The following is a 16702-nucleotide window of genomic DNA, read 5'->3' as shown; positions in this document are numbered from 1 at the left end:
AGTCGCTACTCGAACACACCACTTTCTTCTTCGAGCGATTCCAGCGTCCGTGCGAGCGATTTTGCCTCTGGCGGATCGACTGCGACCTCTACTTCGTTGCCTTCGCCGTCCTCGAACGTGAGCTTCACCCGCTCGTCCCCGAACTCCCGGGCGTCGACCGCTTCGACGTCGTAGAGCTTCGCCGTTGCCGTCTTGTTCGATGCGCCGACGTGTTTAAGCGCGCCGTCTTTCAGTTCGAACATGAACTGGTCGAGATCAATCGTGAGCATATCCACCGCTTCGAGCGGGGGTGATATAAGGACAGGCACTCCGGTCAGGCACGCGCTAACGACCGCCGAACTTGGATGCCAGTTAGCGTGAGCGATCCGACGACCACTGGCGTCCAGAACACCAGGCCGCGGGAGACGGCGACGGCCGTGACTATCTGGGCTTCGTGCCCATCGACCATCGCGAGAAGGAGCAACACTTGCGTGCCCTCGATGCCACCACCCCCACCCGGGAGTGGGACGGCAGACGCAAGCAGTGATACCGGGACGACGAAGATCGTCACGGCGAGCGCAGTCTCGACGCCGACGCCAGCGAGTGCGACCCAGAGCAGAGCGCCCTGTGTGAGTACCGCCGTCGTTGCGAGCGCACACGCGACGGTGACAGTCGACCGATTCGAGACAATCTGCCCTACTGATTCCGAGAAGCGATCCACTCTGGTCTGTATCTCGGTTGCGTCAAGTTCGGGAACGCGTGGAATCTGTGCTATCCCTCGATTCAGCGAGGACACCGCGCGATAGATCGCCTCTCGGGCAGCCGCTGGGTTCCGGTACACCAGAACGACAGCGATGACGAACCCAGCCACGCCGAGACTGAAAATCGCGGCGAGAGACCGAAGCCGTGTCGGAACTGGCTTGTCGGTGAAGACGATGTAGGTCCCACCGAACAGAAAGACCAGAATGCCCGGGACGAAGGCGACGACCTCCTTCATCGACATCGCCGCGACACTCCGCTCGAAGGGCTGTTTCGTCCACCACGAGATGATCGCCCCACCGGCCGGAACGCCGCTTGCCTGACCGAGCGGCGTGAATCGCTTCATCAGGGAGACGGTCGCGTTCAGAAAGATACTCTCGACCGGAGAAACCGTGAGACCAGCGCCGCGAGCAACGACGTACAGGGTAAGCCCCATACAGACCGTTCCGAGAGCGTTCAGCGCCACCATCGTGGCAAATCGCGGTCGCGATATCGCTGTCACAGCGTCGACGAAGTCCCGCGGGCCAGCCAGTGCGACAAGGAGTACGAAGACGGCCACCCAGACCAACACACCGGCGACAGCGTGTCGTCGATTGAATTCCATGCTAGTTCCCCTCGTTCGCAGCGGTGTCTGATAGACAGCGGGCCGCCTGGTTATTTGTCGGTTGCGTCTCGATACTCCCGTATCTGTTCCAGCGACTCGTCCGCGTAGTTTCGCTCCATCAGTGGAATATCCGCCTCGTAGAACCAGTACGTCACTAGCGATGGGTGAACACCGGTCACCAGTCCGATCCACCAGAGCGTTCGTTCTCGCTCCCAGAATAGCTCTCGCAACCGCTCGTCTGACGGGCGGCGGTCGACGAGTGACGGGTACGCTCCATCTGCCTCGTCGTCGGGGTCGATAATCCCATTTTGTTCGAGAAGATACGCCGTAATGAACGGCTCTCCGAGGCTCGGGACCGTCCGCTCGACGTCGTCTGCGTATAGGGCGTCGTGGATTGTCTTCACTGCGTCGTAGGGGTCCATCTCGTGAACCGTGTCTTGCATCTGTTCGACCAGTGCCGTTACCTCGGGTGCAGGGGGACCGAGAGCGGCCTCTCGAACGTCCCAGGAAACCGGATCGAACTCGCCCATTATCTCACCGGCCGGATATACACTGGCCCCAGGCATAAGGATGGGTAATGGAGCAATTAGTCACAGACATGTGCCACCGCGGGATAATCAATCGTCAGCGCCGACGTTCTGTGTACTCTCGAACGAGGCGGGGTCCGGTTCGATGCGGGCATACTCGACGGCCCGTTCACCGAGGACAGCGACGCGGTTTTCCATGCTCTCGTCGACGAAGGAACCGTCCTCGAACTGGCTGCTGGCGTTCGGAATCGCTGCCTGATGCGGCAACACCCACGCGTTCAGCGACCGACAGACAGAACGGAGATGTTCGAGTGTGGTGATCGGGAACTTCCCGCCGGAGACGCCGAGCAGTCCGACGGTTGTCTCCTCGAACTCGTCGAAGCCAGTGTAATCGAGTGCGTTTTTGAGCGGTGCGCTGTAGGACCCGTGATACATCGGCGAGCCGAGCAGAATCGAGTCAGCCGACAGAAGCCGATCACAGAGACGGTCCGCGTCCGGAACGGTTCCGCTGTCGGGGTCGAACATCGGGAGGTCGTACTCACGAAGGTCGATCAGGTGCGTCTTGGCTCCGCGCTCGTTCGCGCTCGCAAGCGCGCGTTCGAGGCCGAGACGCGTGTAACTGCGGTCACGAAGACTTCCACACAGCCCAACGACGGTCGGTGGTGTCGACATGATTCCCGGTTTATCCCGCGTTCAGTTATGTCTGGCTGTCCAATCGATGGCAATCGGAGCGGTGGGTCGCGATTCACTCGTCGGTTCGGTGTTCTTCGAGCGCCTCGTCGATCGTCAACTCCCCGACCGCCACCTGTCGTGCAAGCCCCCCGTCTATCGCGCGATTGCGCTCGCTTCGCTCCCGGGAGCGCTCTCGAATCTGCTGGATCTCCCCCGGCGTCGGGTCGACCTCGCGTGACTCGACGCGCTCTCCCTCCCGCCGGGCGATGTTGACCGCCGCGAGTACGTCACCGAGGCCGCGAGCGCCAGCGCCGAGATACGGCGTCGTTCCCGTCTCGTCGACGAGTTCGACCGGCACGTCGAGGTCGTCGATGATGCGCGCGCCGATCAGACGCGCTCCGTCGCCGATCCGAACCAGCGGATCCGACTCGTCTGCGAGTTGCTCGTGGACGACGTCGGCAACGCGTTCTGGAGGGACCTGAAACGTCGCGATTACGGTTTCGCCGACAAGCACCGCTATCCCGGGGTTCTCGCCGGGGTCGATCCCGATGACGGTCCTGCCAGCCTCACCGCGGAGCGCAGCGAGCGCCTCCTCGACCGCCGCCCGTCCGGCATCGGACGTCGTCTCGATTTGCGTCACTCCCTCCGGAATCTCCAGGTCGTCCTCGTTCGTCGTGATCAGGACAGAGGTGGCCGCTGGCAACTCCGCACCGGGTTCGACCGTCGTGAACGTTACATCGCGGTCGCGCAACTCCCCCAACACCTCGTGATAGACCTCGAAATCCTCCGTCGCGACGACGATCACACCCGGATCTGAGAACTCGCGCGTATTGAACACGTCGGAGAAACCGTAACTGTTCTTACGCGGGGCCGAAAGCCCTCAACTAATGAGCGAGGGTCGGCGCGAGTCAGACGAGGATGCAGTCGAGTCTGATGGGACCGCGGACTGGCAGGAACCGCTCACATCGTGGCTGAAGCGCCTGTCCGAGGTTCGCCTGCTCACGGCCGTGCTCGCGATTGCCTTTGTGGCACTTCTGGCCCGTCTCGTCTGGCTCGGCGGCCGGTCTGCCCACTGGGACGAGGCCCGCGTCGCCTACTGGGCGCAGTACTACGCCGACACAGGGTCGCTTGCCTATCACTGGGAGGAACACGGCCCGTTCGTCCAGATTGCCGCTCGGTGGCTGTTCGACGCCTTCGGAACCAGTGACTTCACCGCTCGCCTGCCCGTCGCACTCGTCGGTGGTCTGTTGCCCGCGGCCGCGTACCTCTACCGCGAACATCTCGACCGCGCCGAAGTCGTCGCGCTCGCGCTCGTCCTCTCCTTCAATTCGGTACTGCTGTACTACGGCCGGTTCATGCGAAGCGACGTGCTGGTCGCGGCGTTCATGTTCACCGCCCTCGGCATGCTCGTGCGACTGTCCGACACCCGCAGGCTCCGCTATCTCTACGGGGCCGCTCTCTTCGTCGCTCTCGGCTTTGCTTCGAAGGAAAACGCCATCGTCTACGTGCTCACGTGGGGTGGCGCGACCGGATTGCTCGGAGTCCACGCGCTCGCTCGCGCGGACACGTCTGGGGTTCGCGGCCGCGTCCGGGCCGTCGTTCGTCAGGGCTGGACTGGACTCTGGGAGACGCTCCGCCCGCTCAGACACGTCGCTGGCGCAATTGTGCTGTTTCTCGGTGCTATCGTCGCGCTCTTTGCCCCGCGAGGAAACGGCCTCGAAGGACGATACGCACCGCCGGGCGGAGCGGACACGCTCGGCCTGTGGGAGGCACTGCGCACCCCGACGAAGATACCGAAACTGGTCGATACGACGCTTCGCTCGACCGTCGACGGGTTCGAGGAGTGGTTCAGTCAGTCCGAGGAGACGACCTTCAGCGAGTATCTCGACTTCGTCGCCGGGTACGCAGAATTTCTGGCCGAGTACGCCCCGATCCTGATCGCCTTCGCTGCCGTTGGCTTTGGCGTCGAGTGGTACCGTCGGACGGATGCGCGCCCAATCGTGTTGTTCCTGTCGTACTGCGGCGCGGCCTCGTTCGTCGGCTACCCGCTCGGGTCGCACATTCAGGGCGACTGGGCGTGGATTTCGACGCACATCGTGGTCGCGCTTGCGCTCCCTGCCGCGGTCGGACTCGCGTGGCTGTTTTCCCGCGGCGTCGAGGGGGTTCACGATGCGGAAATCAGGCCTGTCGCAGTCGTCGCCGTCGTCCTCGCGATTGCGGCAGTGGCTGTCGGAGTGGTCGTGGTCTCTGACGTGTACCAACAGCCCCAGGACAGGGACAACGGGCTGGCGCAGTTCGCCCAGCCAGCGAGCGACCTTGGCCCGCTCGAATCACAGCTTCGTACGAGTGCCTCGCCGGACCGAACGGAGGTCGTCTTTTACTACGGCGAAACCGGAGAGGCGTTCGAGGGCGGTGATTCGCTCGTCCGCCTGTCGGGGGTGAACGCGTCCGCACGGTGGAACGTCCGTCCGGTCTGTACCTCGTGGGCGGACTCCCAGCCGCTGAACTGGTATCTCGCAGCGACGGGAGCAGATGGAACCTGCGAACGGAACGCTGCTGACCTCAGAGAGCGAATCGATGCCAATCCGCCGCCGATCATCATCACCAGCCCGCAGGACACCACCGTTCCGCGAGACCGACTCGGGGAGTCCTACACCGAACAGTCCTACGAGATTCGTCTGTGGGCAAACGAGATCAACGTGTTCGTCCACGAGGACCTCGTCGAGAACTGACCGCTCTCTCCGAACATCGGGAGCTTCTTTACTCGCTGGCCGGGAAATCGTGGTATGACCCTCACATCGGGCGAGACAGTCGTCGGCGTCGTCGGCGGCGGTCAACTCGGACGGATGCTCGGTGAGGCGGCCGGGCCGCTGGGTATCGATCTGGTCGTCTCGGACCCGACCCAAAACGCCCCGGCCGCATCTGTCGTCAGCGATCAGATCGTCGGTGCGTTCGACGACGAATCCACGATCAGAGCGCTGGCAGAGCGCTCGTCGTATCTCACCTACGAAATCGAACTCGCGGACCCGGACGCACTCGAACGGATCAGCGAGGAGACCGACACACCAGTCCACCCCCACCCAGAGACGCTGCGGCTCATCGAGGACAAACTCAGACAGAAGCGCCGACTCAGCGAGGCCGGAATTCCGGTTCCGGCCTTCCGTCAGGTCGACTCCGCCGAGCAACTCCGTGACGCGCTCGACGAACTCGGCTATCCGGCGATGCTCAAGGCACGCGAGGGGGGCTACGACGGGCGCGGGAACGTCCCCGTCCACTCGCCCGAGGACGTTGAGGACGCCGTCGCCGCTATCGACGGCCCGGCGATGGTCGAGGAGTTCGTCGACTACGAGCGCGAACTGGCTGTGATGGGTGCGGTCGGTGACGGCGAAGTGGACACGTTCCCCGTGACCGAGACCATTCACGAGGAGGAGATTCTCCGGGAGACGGCCAGCCCCGCCCGGACGACGCCCGAAGTCAGAGCGCGCGCGAAGGAGGTGGTCAGAGACGTGCTCGACGTGCTTTCGGGCCGCGGCGTCTTCGGCGTCGAACTGTTCGAGACCAGCGAGGGGGAAATTCTCCTGAATGAGATTGCCCCCCGGCCGCACAACTCGGGGCACTGGACCATCGAGGGCTGTCACACCTCCCAGTTCGAGCAGCATCTCCGAGGCGTGACCGGGCGACCGCTGGGCACGACCGAACGGCGCGCTCCGACTGTCTCCACGAACATTCTGGGCGACGTCGAGAAGCGCCAGCGAGCGACCCTAACCGGCGAGACGGCTGTCTTCGAGCGGCCGCGCGCCCACCTCCACTGGTACGGCAAGCGCGAGGTGTATCGCCTCCGGAAGATGGGCCACGTCACGCTCGTCGGTGACGACGCGGCCGAAGATGACGATGCGGAATCGGCCGAAGATATTCTGGCGGACGTGCGCACGCTTCGAGACGGACTGACGTTCACGGAGTGACGGTATCCGAGTCGGCCCACACTATTTTGACGGATCCAATCAGATCTGATCTCATAATGTCGCTCCCGCTGTTGGATACCGGACAACCGATCCGTTTGCAGGTGTTTCTCGCTCCGCTTGGGGTCTGGCTCGTGCTGGCGGTTATCGCCGTTCTCAACGGCGGGCTCCGGGAGACTGTCCTCATCCCGCGTGTCGGGGAGTACGCCGGACACGTCATCAGTACTGCGCTACTCGTCGCCGCCATCCTCGTCGTCTCCTTTCTCTACTTTCAGTGGACGACACTCGCGTACGCCCGGGCAGAGTTGGTACTCGTCGGCGTCCTGTGGACGGTGCTGACCGTCGGCTTCGAGTTTCTGGTCGGCTACGTGGAGGGTACACCGGTGTCTGTGACGCTCGGACAGTACAACGTCTTCGCTGGACAGGTCTGGATCGCCGTCCCGCTGACGTTGCTCGTCTCTCCCTTACTGTTTGGCTGGTATCTCACGCCGTGAGCGAACGATTACTCCAGTTGTCTGTCGAGCAGGCTGTCTATCTCCTTGCTCACGTCCGCCTCGGTGTCGATACCGAACGTGTCGGCGAGTCCAGCGCGTTCGATTGCCTGTTCGAGTTCCCACCCCGTGACGTCCGCCTGCGTCGCGGCCTCGTGGACTGTTGCGTCGCTGAGCGCAAACAGTCCCAGCGCCAGGGCCATCTCGGCGTCGACGTCGTCAATCGATTCGTCAGTCCCCATGTGGGTAGACAACTCGATCGATGCTATTGAATGTACCCCTGATCTGTCGGGGGTTCGTCGCTCGGTCCAGTTTCGTGGCGACCGTTCGACGAGTTACAGTTCGATCCGCTCGACGATCCGGTCCTCGTCGGTGTGTGCGTTGATCGCGACAATACGGAGATGCTCTTCCAGCCCCGACTCCTTGATTTTCGCCTTCAGGAGGCTGTCGACCTGATAGACGCCAGCGGCGTTTCGCATCTGGATCTCGATCAGCACGGCGCGTTCCTCCCCCTCGGAGAGGGAGACGCGTTCGATGGCCTGACTGGAAACAGTGTTGATCCCGCGACCACCCTCCTCGTAGGGGACACGGGAGCGCCCCCGCTCCATGTCGAGCGCGTCGGCGACACGAACCACACCAGCCTCTAGCGTGAGCGGTTCCTCGGAGGTGTGATGACAGAGAATCGCGTGGAGCACCTCTCCTTTCACCCGGACCTGCTCCGGGACGTCGTAGAACTCGGGGAGCAGTCTGTCGAGCAGGTCGGCCGCAAGCGGGAGCGAGTAGTAGGGGTGTTCGTCGCGGTGGATCACGTGGCCGATGTCGTGCAGGACCGCCGCGAGCGCGATGATGACGGCCTCGTCCGCTTCGTCGAGGCCCTGCTGGCGCGCTCCGTTGAACTCGATGCCCTGACGCTTGAGCAGGTCGTAGAGACAGAGCGCCCGATTGCGGACGATTTCGATGTGTTTCGTCCCGTGGTCGTTGTACCGCTTTCGCTTGACAGGGTTGACGTTCTGCGCTTCGAGGTAGGTAGTTATCTCGGGGTCCTCGTCGACGACTGCCAGCACGTCGTTGACTCGCTCGTCGGGAAACGCGTGGTCGTCGTCCGGGTCGTAGACGCGCCCGTTCCCCGCACTGGAGTCTTCCTCCAGACTCTCGGCCACCCGTCTCTCGTCGCTGTCGTCTGCCATGACTGGTGAAAGGCCCCGGACGAACAAAAGGCTGCTCGGTCGTGATATCACCCGTCGGTCGTCGAGTCAGCTCCAGTAGCCTCCTCACGCGCAGCGAGGACGAGACCGAGATACGAGGTTCGGATCTGGTCGTCGGCGTCGAGTCCGAGCCGGTCGAGAATTTCGATTGCCTGCTCGCGTGCGGCGTCGATTGCCGCCTCTGTCTCCTGTGTGTTTGCCACCGCTGTCTCCAGTTCGACCTCGACGAATTCACCCACTCCAGCGACGTGGTCGAGCGTGACCGTACAGCCGTCGAGTTCGTAGCGCTCGCGCTCCTTGGTGACCGTCGCCGCGGGTCCGTACCCAAGCCCGGAGAGGATACCGCGGATGGCATCGTCGTCCTCGACGGTTATCTCGTACTCCTCGCGCGTCTTCGAGTCAGCGTCGACCAGCGGACCCTTGTATGTCAGAAAGACGCTCTCTGCGTCGCCGTCACGGTGAGAGCGGTCGGATGAACCGCCCGTCGAAAGTGTTGATTCGGCCCGAACGCGGAGCGCCTCGTCGGTTTCTGCGAAGTCGCGGTCGGGGGCGTCATAGTAGGTGTCTTCCTGTCTGACTGCCCCCAGAAACTGCCCCCCGCATTCGGACAGCCGCGTCCGGACGCGGTCGTGGTCGGCCCGCACCTTCAGTTCGACCTCGTACATGAGTTCCATGTCGAAACGGTGTCCTTAAGAGTACTACGACTGACCCACAGGGTATGAGCAACGAAGCCGAAGACGACGAGACCACGGACACGACCGAGGTCGAGGAGCAGGAACCGGACGCCGAGGAAACTGGGGAGAATACGCCAGAGGGCGAGGCTGAAGAGAGCGAAGAAGTCGAGGAAAGTGGACTCGCAGCGGGCGATTTCATCAGGCTCGCGTACACCGCGCGCACCGTGGAGGACGGGGACCTGGTTGACACCACGGACCCCGAAGTCGCCGAGGAAGAAGACGTCGACGCCGACCAGGAGTTCGCCCCGCGAACGATCGTACTCGGTGAGGGCCACATCTTCGAGTCCGTCGAGGACGACATCATCGGCAAGGACGTCGGCGACACCGGATCAGTCGTGGTTCCGGCCACCGAGGCCTTCGGCGAGTACGAGGAAGACGCAGTCCAGACGGTCAGCAAGGACAAGATTCCGGAAGACGACCGATACCCGGGCGCACAGGTGCAGATCGACAACCAGCAGGGCTTCGTCGAGACGATCATCGGCGGTCGCGCACGCGTCGATTTCAACCACCCGCTCGCTGGCGAGGACATCGAGTACGAGTACGAAGTTGTCGAGGAAGTCGACGACCGGACCGAGATGGCACAGGGCCTGCTCGACATGTTCCTCGATCTGGATCTGGAGATCCGCTTCGAGACCGACACCGTCACCGAGACACAGATCGTCGAACAGGACGAGGCGGAAGACGAGGAAGCAGCCGACGACGAGGAGAGCGAACCCGAAACCGAAGAGGTCGAGGTGGAGAAGGAGTCGCTGTACATCGAAGCGACGCCCCAGCTCTCGATGAACCAGCAGTGGATGATGCAAAAACAGCAGATCGGCCAACAGCTCATCGATCTGCTCGGCATCGACCGCATCGTCATCGAGGAGGTCATCGACGGTAGCGGCATGGGCATGCCCGGCATGATGGGCGGCATGGGCGGCGGAATGGGCGGCGGTGACCTCGAAGCGGCGCTCGAAGAGGCCGACGTGGACGCCGACGAACTCGCGGAAGAAATCGAATAACTGACTCGTTTTTCAGAGTTGACTTTGCAGCATGGCGCGCCCGGACCGCAGCAGCGACGGCCGTGTGATTCGCTCGTGCTCCTCGCGTGAGAGCTTGAAATCGAAGATGTCCACGTTCTCTGCGAGGTGCTCGCGCGATGTCGACATCGGAATCGTCACGACGTTCTCGTGTTGGGTCGCCCACCGGAGCGCGACTTGTGGGCCCGTCTTGCCGTACGCGCGCCCGACTGCTTCGAGTACGTCGTCACCGATTGCGGCCCCGTTTGCCAGCGGGCTATAGCCAGTTAGCAGAACGCCCGAGTCCTGACAGTACCGGAGGAGTTCGCGCTGTGGCCACCAGGGGTGAAAGAGCACCTGATTCGTGAATATCGGTTCGTTCGCGATTCCCTGCGCGCGCTGAAGGCGATTCTTTCCGAAGTTGCTGACCCCGATGTGCCGGGTCATCCCGCGGTCGACTGCGGCTTCGAGTCCTGTGATTACTGTCTCGAGATCAACGATCGGATTCGGCCAGTGTATCAAAAGCAGGTCGACGGAGTCGACGCCGAGTGCTGTGAGGCTCTCCTCGACAGACTCGACGATATCGTCGATAGTCCGATGCATGGGGTTGACCTTCGTCGTGAGAAAGAGTTCGTCGCGAGAGAGATCGGCGTCCGTGATTGCGCGTCCCACTCCCGCCTCGTTCTCGTACAGTTGCGCGGTGTCGACGTGTCGATACCCGATATCGAGCGCCGCCGAAACCGACTCGTAGGCCACGTCCGAATCCATCTGCCACGTCCCAAGTCCGAGTACCGGCACACTCTCGCCACAGCGCGTCTCATACTCCATACTTCCGGGAAGAGCGTGAGATGTATAGGAATTGGCCACGGGAACGTGTGATGACCGGACGCAGGAAACGTCTCTGCGGTCAGTCAATCGCTACGGGTTGGGAACCCGCTCCGACGTGTGGTAATTGCAGACACACATTCAAGTGAATGGAATTTAACATGGACAGGTATGACCGAGGGATTCAGCAACATAGCCGAACTGAACCCACACGTCGTCAGAGACAACGCTGCGGAAACGGATGGCGAGTTCGTCCGATTCGAAAGCACGATGTACCCCTCCTCCACGGATCCGACAGCAGCGAGAGAGCTTTCACACGAACCATGGGGGCTGGATAACGATTTCGAACACGTGCATCCCGAACAAGAGGAACGCTGGAAAGTGTTAGCTGGCAAGCTTCGCATCGCGGTGGACGGCGACGAACAGATTCTCGAAGAGGGTGAAGAGACCACTCTCCCGTCGGACGTTCCGCATCGGCACTGGAATCCGACGGACCGGCCGATCCGAGTCAGGTGGGAGCGACGTCCGGCCTTTCAGACCGAAGCGTGGGCTGAAAGCGTGTACGCCTTGGCTCAGGCCGGAAAGACCAACGAGGAAGGAGTACCGGATCCATTACAGATCGCAGTATGGATCGACGCCTTTCCGGCTGAGACGGCGTATCCGACCGTGGCTCCGGTCAGCATCCAGAAGCGTCTTTCCGCTCTTTTTGCTCCGGTGGGTCGACTTGCTGGATACGAAGCACAGTATTCCAGAGAGACGACCGGTACAGAAGAGTAACGCGGACATGCCCATCATGTGGCTCTGACAGACGCGTGCGTCAACCCAGAATGTGCGAGGCCAGATCCTCCCGAATGATCGTATCACAGTAGACACAGCGGACCCCCTCTTCGAGTACCTCGAACTGCGAGTCGACCGGTTCGTCTTCCGTCGTGATGCAGTGCTGATTCGGACACTGGAGGATTCCGGTGACCTGTTGTGGACGTTCGACGCGGTGTTTCTCGACTACTTCGTAGCCCCTGACGATGTTGATTGTCGCCTCGGGCGCGATGAGCGAGAGGACATCGACTTCAGACTGGCTGAGTTCGCGCCCCTCGACTTTGACGATGTCCTTTCGCCCGAGTCGGTCCGATGGGACGTTCATGGCGATGCTGAGCACGTCGGTCCCCGTGCCGTCGATGCCGAGAATCGCCAGCACGTTCAGCGCCTGCCCGCCGGGGACGTGGTCGATGACGGTGCCGTCTTTGATCTTGCTGATGCGGAGTTCGGTCTGTTCGCTCATTGGTTACCCCCGAGAAGCAGGTCGAGCAGCGCCATCCTGACGGGGACGCCGTTGTGCGCCTGCTGGAAGTACTGTGCGTGACTCGTCTCGTCGACGTCGTGGTCGATTTCGTCGACGCGCGGGAGCGGATGCATCACGGTCAGGTCGTCGCTCGCCGCGTCGAGTGTCGTCGTGTCGATTTGATACTGTCCCGCGACCTTGCGGTACTCGCTCTCGTCGGGGAACCGCTCTTTCTGGATCCGGGTGATATACAGCACGTCGAGATCAGAGAGTACGGGATCCAGTTCGGTGTGTTCCTCGACAGTCGCGCCCTCCTCGTCCAGATCGTAGCGGACGTTCTGTGGAAGGCGAAGGCTCTCCGGGCTGATGAAGTACTGGCTCGTCTCGAAGTTCGTCAGGGCATACGCCAGCGAGTGAACTGTCCGCCCGTACTTCAGGTCGCCCATGATCCCGATCGTCAGGTCATCGAGCCCCGCCGCCTCGCGGATCGTATACAGGTCGAGCAGCGTCTGTGTCGGGTGCTGTCCGGCCCCGTCGCCGCCGTTTATCAACGGCACGTCGACGAACTCGCTGGCCATCTGTGCCGACCCCTCGCTGGGGTGGCGAAGCACCAGCGCGTCTGCGTACCCCTCGACGACCCTGACCGTGTCTGCGAGACTCTCCCCCTTCTTGACGCTCGAAGCCTCGACCGGACCCATGTCGACGACGTCGCCGCCCAGACGCTTGATTGCGGCGGAGAAACTCATCTTCGTCCGCGTACTCGGCTCGAAAAAGAGCAGGCCAAGCAGCGCCCCAGCGTGGCGGTCCGCGTACGACGACGGGTCGGCCGCGATCTCCCGCGCGCGGTCGAGTACCGTCTCGATATCGCCCCGCGAGAGCTGTTTGGCGCTCGTGATGTGGTCGTGGCGCATCGGTGAAAATCCTGTCCCGAACCCTCTTGAATCTCCCGACACCGCGAGCCTGATATTTATATCGGAAGCCGAGCCACCCTGCCTATGATCGCCATCGCTGGCGGAAAGGGTGGCTGTGGCAAGACGACGACAGCGCTCGGACTCGCGAGCGCGCTCGCCACCCGGGGCGCTCGTCCGCTCGTCGTCGATGCCGACCCTGACATGCCCGACATCCATCACGCAGCAGAACTGGACCGTGGACCGGGGGTCGACGCGGTGGCCCGCGGGGAACCGATCGAACGCGTCTACAGACAGTCAACCACGCTTCCGGGTGTCGCGGTCCTCACGGCTGGCAGCCGCGAGAACTATGCGCGTACGCTGGATGCACTCGGGGGTGGCTGCACTCGACGCGGGTCTCGTCGAAGTCGCTGGCCAGGCCCCGTCATCCTCGATTGTCCCGCAGGGGCGGGGCCGGACGCGATCCGTCCACTTCGGTATGCCACGACAACACTCGTGGTTACGACCGGGTCCTCGCAGTGTCTGGAAGATGCGGCCCGGACGACAACGGTGGCACGCGAACTCGACGCCGACCCCGTGGGAACCGTGTTTCGTGACGGTCAGACCACCGATTCAGGTGAGCGACGCGTCGAGATGCAGGATTGTTTGCCGCCAGTCCGCGCACGGGTTCCGACAGTCGAAGGAGATCCACTGGAGAACCCACGGACGCAGTCCGTCTGGACGCAACTCGCGGCGACACTTCCGACGGACTGATCGATATCCCGTAGTGAGGCGGAATCTTTACGGAATGGTAGCACAAACGATGTGACGAGATGCCAAACCGGCTACGGACTGGTATCGATGTGCTCGACCGGAAGCTTGGCGGGGGGCTTCCAGCGGGTAGCATGGTCGCGCTGTCGGCCAGTCCGTCCAGTCAGGCCGAGCTATTTCTGTACGAACTCACCGCGACGCGTGGGACGCTGTGGCTGTCGCTCAACCGGACTGCCGAGGCAGTGTCTGACAGCATCGAGCACACGCCCGCCGAGACGGGCGACCCGACAGTCCGACACATCTCGGGGGAAGCGCCGCTTGACAACGCCGGGAAACTCATCAGCGCACTGCCCGAGACGTCGAATCTCATCGTCGACCCGCTGGACGTTCTGGAATCGCAGGAACCCCCCTCCCGGTTCCGGAGTTTCATGAACGACCTGCAGAATCACATCTTCAACACGAACAGCCTCGCAATCCTGCACTGTCTGGAGGGTCGCAGTGTCCCACCCTTGCGCGATACGACCGAACACTTCGCCGACGTGGTCTTCCACCTCGAAACGAACATCAGAGGCGACGAGGTCGACAATCGCCTCTCGATTCCGAAGTTCCGCGGGGGACGCGCACCGTCTGACGTGATCAAACTCAACCTGGTCGAGGACGTCTCGATCGATACCAGCCGCGATATCGCCTGACCGGTCCACACTGTCGACGCTCCGAGTGTTGCCTGCCCCGGAAAGATTTTAATCCAGTGTGTCGTTATTTCAACTGATGTCGAAGAAACGAGCCTTCATCATGGTTGCCGCACTGGCCGCGATCGTCCTCGTGTACAAGATTGCCCTCGAGGACTGAACCGCCCGACCCGCTCGGTCGGGATTTTCTCCGTGGTGTCGCGAGAGGAGTAGTACGCACTATCCCGAACGGATTACGTGTCTGCAGGCGGAGACAGTAGTATGTACGGTATCGTCACGCGCAACGAGGAGGAACTGACCTGGCCCGAGTTCGACCGGGCGTTTTTCGAAATGAAAGATGTGACCGGACGGGCGACCGACCCCGTCAGCGAGGGGGTCAACATGATCTCCTGTTTCGGGGACAACGCCGCGGCGGAGGGGAACCCCGAACTCGTGCCCGTCAGCGACGACGGTGAGCGCGCAACACGCGAGCGGGAGTACTTCGACTGGGATTACGTCTGTCCGAGCCACGAGCCCTACCGAGAAGGGCTGTTCGAGATGATCGAAGACGCTGTCGAGGCAAACGAGGATGTTCGCCTCGACGACGTAGGATTCCCGCGCGCGGAGTACTGCCACTGCGACCGGTGTACCGCTCGGTTCGAGACGAGTGAGTACGACACGTTCTCGGAGTGGCGTACCGCGACGATCACGGAGTTCGTCGCGAACGCACGCGAGCGGATCCCGGGCGACCTGTATCTGACACTGTATCCCGACCCCTATCCCGGTCATCTCGAGCGCAGGAGCGGCGTAAACCCCGACGCCCTCTCGCAGTACGTCGACGAGTTCGTCGTCCCAGTGTACGACACGGCCTACGGGACGACCTACTGGCTCGAATCGATCGCAAGCGGCTTCGAGGACCGTCTGGACGTCCCCTTCAGCGTCGAACTGTACGCGATCGATATCGACGTGGACAACCTCATTCGGGCCGCTCGGGTGGCCGGAACCTACGCCGAGACGGTGCTGTTTGGCTACGAGTCAGGAAACGCTCGCGCCGCACTCCGCCGGATGCGTGCAGACGGCCGCGACGGCGTCTCGCATGGTCCCGAGGACCTGTAGCCAATCACTCGAATCGCCGCGCTCGCCACGCCCGCAACTGTTCTCTGTCGCGCGTGTCTGGCGGCAACTCCGCGAACCAGCGGGCGTCCGAGATTTCGTCGTCGGGATCCTCGACAGTGAGCGGTTCCGGCGACGCCTCAGCCTCGAAGATTGGCAGGACTCCCCACGTTGAGTGGCTGTCAGTGTAGAAATCGACGCGGACGAGCATCCCAAGCCCGTCGTAGGCGGCATCGATCCCTGCCTCCTCGTCGAGTTCTCGCTGGGCGGCCGTTCGGAACGATTCTGACCCCTGTGTCTCCCCGCCCGGGAGAACCCACAGGTCGACGCCGTCGTGTCGGACCAGCACTATCGACCTGTCCGATCGATAGGCGAGCGTGTGCGCTCCGTAGGGTGCGCCGTTGTCGCGGATACGGCGCGCGACGGTGCGAAATCGGCGGCGCGAGACGTGTTTTGTCGTCTCGAATTCCATGTAATCCGTGTACCGATCCGCCAGGCGGTGGTACGTCTGGTCGGCCTGCTGGTCAGCCTCGTCAGCGAGATACCACAGGTCGTCGACTGTCGTCATCGGCGTGTATCGAACAGGGGCACTCGACAGACCGATACAGCGAAATTCGGAGGGGCGAACGCGGTCATGTGTGTCTCTTGGTGTCCGTGGGTATAAGCTTTCAAGGCGAGGTGGGTCGCGACAACGGCCGTCTCGACCAAAGCAGGCAAGAGTCTCACGGGCGAACTGTACGTATGTACGAGACGATACTCGTCGCCACTGACGGAAGTGAGACAGCGGAGCAGGCTGTCGATCACGCGGTGTCGCTCGCCGAGGCGACGGACGCAACGGTCCACGTGCTCATGGTGATCGATACGACAGCAGATCCGATGCGGTTCGGCGTCGAGGACGTAGCCGAGATCGAAGATGCCGTCTCTGATCTGGCGGCCGACCTCGTCTCCGTGTACGAGGATAGTTCGGCCGAGATCAAGCCCGAAATCCGTAGAGGGCGGCCCGCAACAGTAATTCTCGACCACGCAGCAGAAATCGACGCCGATCTTATTGTCGCCGGACAGCGAGGTGGAAATTCGCTCAAACGAGCCATTCTCGGCAGCACGACCGACAGACTCGCCCGCGAGACGGACATCCCGCTGACCGTGGTTCCAGCGGAGGAATCCGGCGACTGAGGGGTCTGACTGTTCACCCGTCCGGAACGATTCACTCAATTTTTACCTGCCCGTCGAG

Annotated in this window: 21 protein-coding genes; 9 read left to right on the top strand and 12 right to left on the bottom strand. The window is 62.4% G+C overall.

Features of this window, described 5'->3' with window-relative positions; all coding sequences use genetic code 11:
- Positions 1-5: 5 nt before the first annotated feature.
- The 5 genes from ACMGFL_RS08825 to ACMGFL_RS08805 form a co-directional block, all read right to left on the bottom strand.
- Positions 6-269 (bottom strand): hypothetical protein, encoded by a 264-nt coding sequence (locus ACMGFL_RS08825; RefSeq protein ID WP_436935170.1) that lies wholly within the window; start codon positions 267-269, stop codon positions 6-8.
- Between the two features lie 44 nt (positions 270-313).
- On the bottom strand, positions 314-1342 hold the full coding sequence (locus ACMGFL_RS08820) for a lysylphosphatidylglycerol synthase domain-containing protein (RefSeq protein WP_436935169.1): 1029 nt from the start codon (positions 1340-1342) through the stop codon (positions 314-316).
- Positions 1343-1392: 50 nt separating this feature from the next.
- A complete protein-coding gene (locus ACMGFL_RS08815; RefSeq protein WP_436935168.1) occupies positions 1393-1872 on the bottom strand; it encodes a hypothetical protein in 480 nt (159 codons plus the stop codon).
- A gap of 87 nt (positions 1873-1959) precedes the next feature.
- Positions 1960-2541 carry an NADPH-dependent FMN reductase gene (locus tag ACMGFL_RS08810; protein WP_436935167.1) on the bottom strand — a complete coding sequence of 194 codons (582 nt, stop codon included), beginning with the start codon at positions 2539-2541 and terminating at the stop codon, positions 1960-1962.
- A 73-nt stretch (positions 2542-2614) separates the two neighbouring features.
- On the bottom strand, positions 2615-3346 hold the full coding sequence (locus ACMGFL_RS08805; RefSeq protein WP_436935166.1) for a hypothetical protein: 732 nt from the start codon (positions 3344-3346) through the stop codon (positions 2615-2617).
- Positions 3347-3428: 82 nt separating this feature from the next.
- Between ACMGFL_RS08805 and ACMGFL_RS08800 the strand changes: the two genes are divergently transcribed.
- The 3 genes from ACMGFL_RS08800 to ACMGFL_RS08790 are packed head-to-tail and all read left to right on the top strand — an operon-like array spanning position 3429 to position 6994.
- Complete coding sequence (locus ACMGFL_RS08800; protein ID WP_436935165.1) at positions 3429-5273, top strand: flippase activity-associated protein Agl23; 1845 nt, start codon at positions 3429-3431, stop codon at positions 5271-5273.
- A gap of 54 nt (positions 5274-5327) precedes the next feature.
- Complete coding sequence (locus ACMGFL_RS08795) at positions 5328-6503, top strand: 5-(carboxyamino)imidazole ribonucleotide synthase (protein ID WP_436935164.1); 1176 nt, start codon at positions 5328-5330, stop codon at positions 6501-6503.
- 56 nt (positions 6504-6559) lie between these two features.
- A complete protein-coding gene (locus ACMGFL_RS08790; RefSeq protein WP_436935163.1) occupies positions 6560-6994 on the top strand; it encodes a hypothetical protein in 435 nt (144 codons plus the stop codon).
- Positions 6995-7002: 8 nt separating this feature from the next.
- On the opposite strand, the gene ACMGFL_RS08785 is transcribed toward ACMGFL_RS08790, so the two are convergent.
- From ACMGFL_RS08785 to cyaB, 3 genes are all read right to left on the bottom strand, one after another.
- On the bottom strand, positions 7003-7233 hold the full coding sequence (locus ACMGFL_RS08785) for a hypothetical protein (protein WP_436935162.1): 231 nt from the start codon (positions 7231-7233) through the stop codon (positions 7003-7005).
- A 93-nt stretch (positions 7234-7326) separates the two neighbouring features.
- Positions 7327-8178, bottom strand: a complete 852-nt coding sequence (locus ACMGFL_RS08780; protein ID WP_436935161.1) for an HD domain-containing protein — start codon at positions 8176-8178, stop codon at positions 7327-7329.
- A gap of 47 nt (positions 8179-8225) precedes the next feature.
- A complete protein-coding gene (gene cyaB / locus ACMGFL_RS08775; RefSeq protein ID WP_436935160.1) occupies positions 8226-8861 on the bottom strand; it encodes a class IV adenylate cyclase in 636 nt (211 codons plus the stop codon).
- Positions 8862-8914: 53 nt separating this feature from the next.
- Here cyaB and ACMGFL_RS08770 point away from each other — a divergent pair, with 53 nt between their 5' ends.
- A complete protein-coding gene (locus tag ACMGFL_RS08770; protein ID WP_436935159.1) occupies positions 8915-9931 on the top strand; it encodes an FKBP-type peptidyl-prolyl cis-trans isomerase in 1017 nt (338 codons plus the stop codon).
- A gap of 12 nt (positions 9932-9943) precedes the next feature.
- On the opposite strand, the gene ACMGFL_RS08765 is transcribed toward ACMGFL_RS08770, so the two are convergent.
- Positions 9944-10756: an aldo/keto reductase gene (locus ACMGFL_RS08765; protein WP_436935158.1), complete on the bottom strand. Its 813-nt coding sequence runs from the start codon at positions 10754-10756 to the stop codon at positions 9944-9946.
- 168 nt (positions 10757-10924) lie between these two features.
- Between ACMGFL_RS08765 and ACMGFL_RS08760 the strand changes: the two genes are divergently transcribed.
- Positions 10925-11530 carry a cupin domain-containing protein gene (locus ACMGFL_RS08760; protein ID WP_436935157.1) on the top strand — a complete coding sequence of 202 codons (606 nt, stop codon included), beginning with the start codon at positions 10925-10927 and terminating at the stop codon, positions 11528-11530.
- Between the two features lie 40 nt (positions 11531-11570).
- Here ACMGFL_RS08760 and pyrI read toward each other — a convergent pair whose 3' ends face one another.
- Positions 11571-12032: an aspartate carbamoyltransferase regulatory subunit gene (pyrI, locus tag ACMGFL_RS08755; RefSeq protein ID WP_436935156.1), complete on the bottom strand. Its 462-nt coding sequence runs from the start codon at positions 12030-12032 to the stop codon at positions 11571-11573.
- Complete coding sequence (pyrB, locus tag ACMGFL_RS08750; RefSeq protein WP_436935155.1) at positions 12029-12943, bottom strand: aspartate carbamoyltransferase; 915 nt, start codon at positions 12941-12943, stop codon at positions 12029-12031. Before pyrB ends, pyrI begins: the two co-directional genes overlap by 4 nt.
- A gap of 84 nt (positions 12944-13027) precedes the next feature.
- Here pyrB and ACMGFL_RS08745 point away from each other — a divergent pair, with 84 nt between their 5' ends.
- From ACMGFL_RS08745 to ACMGFL_RS08735, 3 genes are all read left to right on the top strand, one after another.
- Positions 13028-13693: a MinD/ParA family ATP-binding protein gene (locus ACMGFL_RS08745; RefSeq protein ID WP_436935154.1), complete on the top strand. Its 666-nt coding sequence runs from the start codon at positions 13028-13030 to the stop codon at positions 13691-13693.
- Positions 13694-13752: 59 nt separating this feature from the next.
- Entirely contained in the window at positions 13753-14382 is a 630-nt protein-coding gene (locus tag ACMGFL_RS08740) for an RAD55 family ATPase (RefSeq protein ID WP_436935153.1), read from the top strand.
- A 258-nt stretch (positions 14383-14640) separates the two neighbouring features.
- Positions 14641-15474 (top strand): hypothetical protein, encoded by an 834-nt coding sequence (locus tag ACMGFL_RS08735; RefSeq protein ID WP_436935152.1) that lies wholly within the window; start codon positions 14641-14643, stop codon positions 15472-15474.
- A 4-nt stretch (positions 15475-15478) separates the two neighbouring features.
- Here ACMGFL_RS08735 and ACMGFL_RS08730 read toward each other — a convergent pair whose 3' ends face one another.
- Entirely contained in the window at positions 15479-16039 is a 561-nt protein-coding gene (locus ACMGFL_RS08730) for an NUDIX hydrolase (protein ID WP_436935151.1), read from the bottom strand.
- A gap of 173 nt (positions 16040-16212) precedes the next feature.
- Between ACMGFL_RS08730 and ACMGFL_RS08725 the strand changes: the two genes are divergently transcribed.
- The gene (locus tag ACMGFL_RS08725) at positions 16213-16644 is read left to right on the top strand and encodes a universal stress protein (protein ID WP_436935150.1); all 432 of its coding nucleotides are present in this window, start codon (positions 16213-16215) and stop codon (positions 16642-16644) included.
- The last annotated feature ends 58 nt before the right edge of the window (positions 16645-16702 follow it).

Source organism: Halovenus marina, assembly GCF_051414115.1.
Taxonomy (GTDB): Archaea; Halobacteriota; Halobacteria; order Halobacteriales; family Haloarculaceae; genus Halovenus; species Halovenus marina.
This window is presented reverse-complemented; position numbering and strand designations above follow the sequence as displayed.